Origin of the sequence: Neisseria uirgultaei, assembly GCF_962719845.1 — a bacterium.
GTDB lineage: Bacteria > Pseudomonadota > Gammaproteobacteria > Burkholderiales > Neisseriaceae > Neisseria > Neisseria bergeri.
Window position 1 is genome coordinate 1 of sequence record NZ_CAUIYF010000029.1, and the last position, 5,879, is coordinate 5,879.

The window sequence follows — 5,879 nt, forward strand, 5'->3', positions numbered from 1 at the left end:
TAAACCCCGAACGCGTCTCCATGCCCGACTTCGACGTGGATTTTTGCCAAAGCAACCGCGGCCGCGTGATTGAGTATGTGCGCGACAAATACGGCGCAGAGGCGGTGAGCCAGATTGTAACCTTCGGCACGATGTCGTCCAAAGCGGTGATACGCGACGTAGGGCGCGTGTTGGAGTTGCCGTTTACCCTGTGCGACAAACTGTCCAAGCTGATTCCGCTGGAAGCCAACAAACCTTTGGGTTTGGACGACGCAATGAAGGCGGAGCCTCAGATTCAGGAATTGATTGAAGCGGAAGAAGCGGACGAACTGATTACGCTGGCGAAAAAGCTGGAAGACCTGACGCGCGGTCTGGGTATGCACGCGGGCGGCGTGTTGATTGCGCCGGGCAAGATTTCCGATTACAGCCCCGTGTATCAGGCAGACGAATCCGCCTCGCCCGTATCCATGTACGACAAGGGCGACGTGGAAGACGTGGGTTTGGTGAAGTTCGACTTTTTGGGCCTGCGCAACCTGACCATTATCGAAATGGCGCAGAACAACATCAAAAACACCACCGGCGATATTGTCGATGTCGGCAAAATCCCGCTCGACGACCAAGCCGCCTACAAAATCTTCCGCGACGCGAACACCACCGCCGTATTCCAGTTCGAATCGACCGGCATGAAAAAAATGCTGAAAACGGCGCACACCACCAAGTTTGAAGAACTCATCGCCTTCGTATCGCTCTACCGCCCCGGCCCGATGGACAACATCCCCGACTTCGTCGCGCGTATGAAGGGTCAGGAATTTCAATACATCCACCCGCTGCTCGAAGGCATCCTCGCGCCGACTTATGGAATTATGGTGTATCAGGAACAAGTGATGCAGGCGGCGCAGATTATCGGCGGCTACTCGCTCGGCGGCGCGGACTTGCTGCGCCGCGCCATGGGTAAGAAAAAGCCCGAAGAAATGGTGAAACACCGCGAAATCTTCGCTGAAGGCGCGGCAAAACAAGGCATTTCGCGCGAAAAATCCGACGAAATCTTCAACTACATGGAAAAATTCGCCGGCTACGGTTTCAACAAATCCCACGCCGCCGCCTACGCCCTGATTTCCTACCAGACCGCATGGCTCAAAGCCCATTACCCCGCCGAATTTATGGCAGCGACCATGTCGTCTGAATTGGACAACACCGACCAGCTCAAGCATTTCTACGACGACTGCCGCGCCAACGGCATCGAGTTCCTGCCGCCCGACATCAACGAATCCGACTACCGCTTCACGCCGTATCCGAACATGAAAATCCGCTACGCACTCGGCGCGATTAAAGGCACGGGCGAAGCCGCCGTCGAATCCATCATCGCCGCGCGTCAAAGCGGCGGCAAGTTTACCGGCCTGTTGGACTTCTGTGAGCGCGTCGGCAAAGAACACATGAACCGCCGCACCCTCGAAGCCCTGATACGCGGCGGCGCGTTCGACAGCATCGAACCCAACCGCGCCATGCTCTTGGCGAACATCGACCTCGCCATGAACAACGCCGACCAAAAAGCCGCCAACGCCAATCAGGGCGGACTTTTCGACATGATGGAAGACGCCATCGAACCGGTGCAGCTCATCGATGCGCCCATGTGGAGCGAATCGGAAAAACTCGCCGAAGAAAAAACCGTCATCGGCTTTTACCTGTCCGGCCACCCGTTCGGCCCGTATGCCCAAGAAGTCCGCCAAATCGCCCCGACCAAATTAGGCCGTCTGAAACCGCAAGACAGCGTCCGCCTCGCCGGATTCGTTACCGCCGTGCGCACCATGATGGGCAAGCGCGGCAAAATCGCCTTCGTCAGCCTCGAAGATTTGAGCGGGCAGATTGAAATCATGGTCAGCGGCCAGACGCTGGAAAACTGCGTCGACTACCTCAAATCCGACCAAGTGCTGATTATCGAATCCAAAGTCAGCCGCGACGACTACGGCGGCGGCGACGGACTGCGCATCATGGCAAACCAAGTCATGACCCTGCAAATGGCGCGCGAACGTTACGCCCGCAGCCTCAGCCTAGCCCTCGCCCCGCATCACGACATCGGCGGACTGGTACGGCTGCTCGCCGCCCACCAACTGCCCGACACGCCGCGCATCCCACTGCAACTGTCGTATGCCAACGAAAAAGCGTCGGGCAGGCTTCAAGTGCCGCCGAAATGGACGGTTACGCCGAGTTCCGCATTGTTCGGCGAACTGGAAACATTGCTCGGCAGCAGGGCAGTCCGCGTGAATTGGTAACCCGAAATACAAATGCCGTCTGAAACCCAAAAACCGGTTTCATTCGTACTTTATGCGAATGATTGAATAAAAGTAACTGCCGAGAAAAACGTATTTTTTGGTTATTTCGCCAGCCTGAATAGAGCAACCGGGGCGATTGATATCCGTGTACATGACACAGGCAGCACCAAAGGGAAAAACGGCATTTTCCAAAGTATCGGTGTCAAAACCGCCCTTTCATTCCAAAAATACCGAACCGGCGAACCGGGCAAAGAAATCAGACCGTGCCGTCTGAAAAAACACCCACCCGTCCGTTAAATCAAACCATCCCTGCTTCAGACAGCCTGAAACAGGGATTTTTTATATCAAAATAAAATGAGAACAGGAGCAATAACCCTTAGGTAGCCCTTGTTATAGTGGATTAACAAAAATCAGGACAAGGCGACGAAGCCGCAGACAGTACAAATAGTACGGAACCGATTCACTTGGTGCTTCAGCACCTTAGAGAATCGTTCTCTTTGAGCTAAGGAGAGGCAACGCCGTACTGGTTTTTGTTAATCCACTATATTTTCCGATGCAAAACAAAGCAGTCATATATTGAATTCCCCCTACCGTTGCCACGCTTCCCTCAAATATTCGACGCAGTCGGTCAGTGTATAAAACGGTACATTACCGTGGTTGGCATTCGGATATTCCCGGAAAAATACGGCGGCCCCGCGCCTGTCCAACTCTGCCGCCATTTGTTCGGCCTGCCCTGCCATATCGCGTCCTTCCCTGCGTTTGCAACCGCTGCCCCGCTCGAGCGCGCCGATGTTGAGGCAGACATCGATGCCGTTTAGCCGGTTTTCAGACGGCATAAAGTCGAGTATCCGCCTGTTGTGCCACCAAATCGAGGGGGATACGAGCCAATGCCGTCTGAAACGGCGGTGGGAAAGCAGGGAATACAGTCCGAACAGTGCGCCGAACGAATGCCCGAATACGGCGGTTTCATTTTTGTCCAGCTGGTATGTGCTTTCTAAAAAGGTGGTCAGCTCGCTGTCGATAAAGTCGGCGAAGCGGTCTGCCTGTCCGAACTGCCGCCGTTCGTCTGCTGTGGCGTTGTCTCCAAGCGGCGGCGTGTAGTCAGCGGCACGTTGCGTCAGGTCGCGCACACTGCCTGTCGTATAGCCGATACCGACAATCAGGCAGGGGGCGTTGCTTCGGGTAACGGGGTTGGGCATCAGCGACTGCATGATGTTGAAAAGTGCGGGGAAAAAGGCTTCGCCGTCGAGGACAAAGAGGACGGGATAGCCTTCAGACGGCATTTCGCCGAGTGTTGCCGTCTGAATCCGATAGATTCGCCCCGTGCAGGTGGATTTGATTTCGGTTTCAAAGGCTTGGGGCAGTATGGCAGGTTGGAATGTGTCGGTCGGTATGGGTTTCATGATGTTCGGCTTGTGGGTCAGACTGGCGGCAAGCGGTAAAACCGAACCGGCAAAGCGGTCTGCCTGCCGGTTCGGTCTGTTTTCCTTCGCAATGCCATACTCCAGTTGTGAGAGCATAGGGTATGCCGCGCAGCTTGTTGTGGTTTGATGATGCTGCGGCTGCCGTTTCAGACGGCATATTGGTCTTTAAAAACTGTAACGCAGGTTTGCCGTTAGGCTGCGCTCCGAACCGGGAATGTTAAAGGTGTTCGTGCCGCCGACGCGGGCGTAGTAATGGCGGTTGAAGATGTTGTCGGCGTTGATTTGCAGCTTCAGCTTGGGCGTGAAGCGGTATGCCGCCATCGCATCGAACGTGGCATAACCGCCTGCATGCATCCCTGCAGATGAAGTAATGCCGCTCATCGCGTTCACGCCGCCGCCGACGGTCAGCCCGGGCGTAACTTGGTAAGTCGTCCACAGGTTCGCACTGTGTTTGGGCATCAGCAGGAAGATGCCGTCGTCGCGCGAATTGGAGGCGGTTTTGATTTGGCTGTGCAGATAGCTGTAACCTGCATGGATTTGCCATTTCGGTGTAACCGCGCCGCTGATTTCGGTCTCAACGCCTTCCATCACGCGCTCGCCCAATGCGGCATAACGGGTGTTGCGGTTGTTCGGGTTCAGCGGTGCGGCGGCGTTTTTGTCTTTCAGGCGGTAGAACGAAACCCGGGTATTGAGGCGGTCGTCCATGTGGCTGCCTTTGTAGCCGACTTCAAACTGGTTGCCTTGGCGCGGTTTGAGCAGCTTGCCATCGGCATCGAGGTTGGTTTGCGGCGTATAGAGCTGGGAGGCGGAAACGTACAGGCTGTTGCTGCCGTCTATATCGTAAACCGCGCCTGCGTAGCCGGTGAACTTGGTTTTGCTGGCTTTGTGCAACTCGTCGCCTTCGCCCGACTCGATTTTATAGTGTCCCAAACGTCCGCCGCCGATGAGCGACAGCCCGTCGGCAGGATGGAAGGTGGATTTGCCGTAAACGCCGAATTTATCAAGGTTTTCGGTGTCAAGGGTATGCTTGTAGCCGTGCGCGCCGGCACGGGCATTTTGTATCAAATTCACATAGGGAACGGAGCGGAAATCGCCCAAGGCGATATTGCTTGCAACAGTCGAACGCCCTTGTTCATTAGTGCTGCGGAAACGGTTGTAGTCCGCACCAATCACAAATTCGTTGGCAGTGTTGCCCAAGGCAAACGGCCGGCTGTAACTTGCGTCAACCGCAAAGGCTTTTTGTTTGATGTCCGTACCCAAACCCGCCACGTTGGCTTGTCCGGTATTGTTGAGTTTGCTGCCCGCAAACGTGTAATTGGAATCGGCTTTCCGGTCGGAATAGCGCATACCGACTTTGCCGTAGCCGCCGTTGCCGAAGTAATGTTTCAAATCGGCGAACACGTCGTGGCTGTGCATTTTAAATTTGTTCCAATCCGCGCCGACAAATGCGTGTTGCGGCAGGGACGGCAATTTGCCGTCGGCATCGGCTGGCAGGCCGTTGTACGGCACGAGGTGGCGTTGCTGGTAAAGATAGCCCGCGCCCAAAACCGTATCGGGGTTGATGTCCCAATCCGCAGCCGCGTAGAAGGTTTCGTGGCGGTTGTTTTTCTCGGCGGGACGCGGAGACGCGCCGACGGTCTGCGCCATCACGCGGCCGCGCACGCTGCCGTCTGAATTGAGGCTGCCCGATACATCGGCTTCGGCTTTATATTGTTTGTGCGTACCGAATCCTGCCGCCATATGACCTTGGAACGCTTTGGTCGGGCGTTTGCGCACCAGATTCACGATGCCGCCCATCTCGCCGCTGCTGTCGAACAGTCCGCTCGGCCCGCGCATCACTTCCACGCGGTCGAAGGCAAACAGGTTGGGCAGCGTGCCGTTGATACTCTGCATCTGCGCAGGCAGGCCGTCGATGTTGTATTCGCTGTATTCGTAACCGCGCGCATAAACCGAAGAGCGTCCGTCGTCGTTGCTCAACACGCGCAGACCGGGCGTTTTGCGTGCCAGTTGGTCGAAGGTGTCAACATTGCGGTCTTTGACCTGCTGGTTGGTGATGATGCTGACGGATTGCGGAATTTCGCGCAAAGAAGCGGGGATTTTTGTGCCGACGGTGGCGGCAAACGAGCTGTAATCGCCGTTTTTCTCGGTGGCAATCGCGTTGTACGAACGCTGACCTTTGATGTGGACGGTTTCCAAATCCGCCGTT

3 protein-coding genes and 1 pseudogene are annotated in these 5,879 nt (G+C 55.8%); 2 read left to right on the forward strand and 2 right to left on the reverse strand.

Going from position 1 to position 5,879, the window contains the following annotated elements; translation table 11 throughout:
- Together dnaE and Q9J32_RS09925 are read left to right on the forward strand one after the other, a co-directional pair.
- Window positions 1-2,249 (forward strand): DNA polymerase III subunit alpha (gene dnaE / locus Q9J32_RS09920; RefSeq protein WP_304675428.1); only part of this gene is annotated, 2,249 nt, incomplete at its 5' end.
- Window positions 2,250-2,339: 90 nt separating this feature from the next.
- Window positions 2,340-2,546 (forward strand): annotated as a pseudogene (locus Q9J32_RS09925) (hypothetical protein); the annotation flags it as partial.
- Between the two features lie 290 nt (window positions 2,547-2,836).
- Here the strand turns inward: Q9J32_RS09925 and Q9J32_RS09930 are convergent.
- Together Q9J32_RS09930 and Q9J32_RS09935 are read right to left on the reverse strand one after the other, a co-directional pair.
- The gene (locus tag Q9J32_RS09930; RefSeq protein ID WP_301885693.1) at window positions 2,837-3,769 is read right to left on the reverse strand and encodes an alpha/beta hydrolase; all 933 of its coding nucleotides are present in this window, start codon (window positions 3,767-3,769) and stop codon (window positions 2,837-2,839) included.
- A 69-nt stretch (window positions 3,770-3,838) separates the two neighbouring features.
- Window positions 3,839-5,879, reverse strand: a 2,041-nt coding sequence (locus tag Q9J32_RS09935; RefSeq protein ID WP_304675429.1) for a TonB-dependent siderophore receptor, incomplete at its 5' end; no start/stop codon positions are given.

Coding starts and splice junctions, on each gene's coding strand:
- Q9J32_RS09930 (WP_301885693.1), bottom strand. CDS start 3,769: ATGCTCTCACAACTGGAGTATGGCATTGCGAAGGAAAACAGACCGAAC.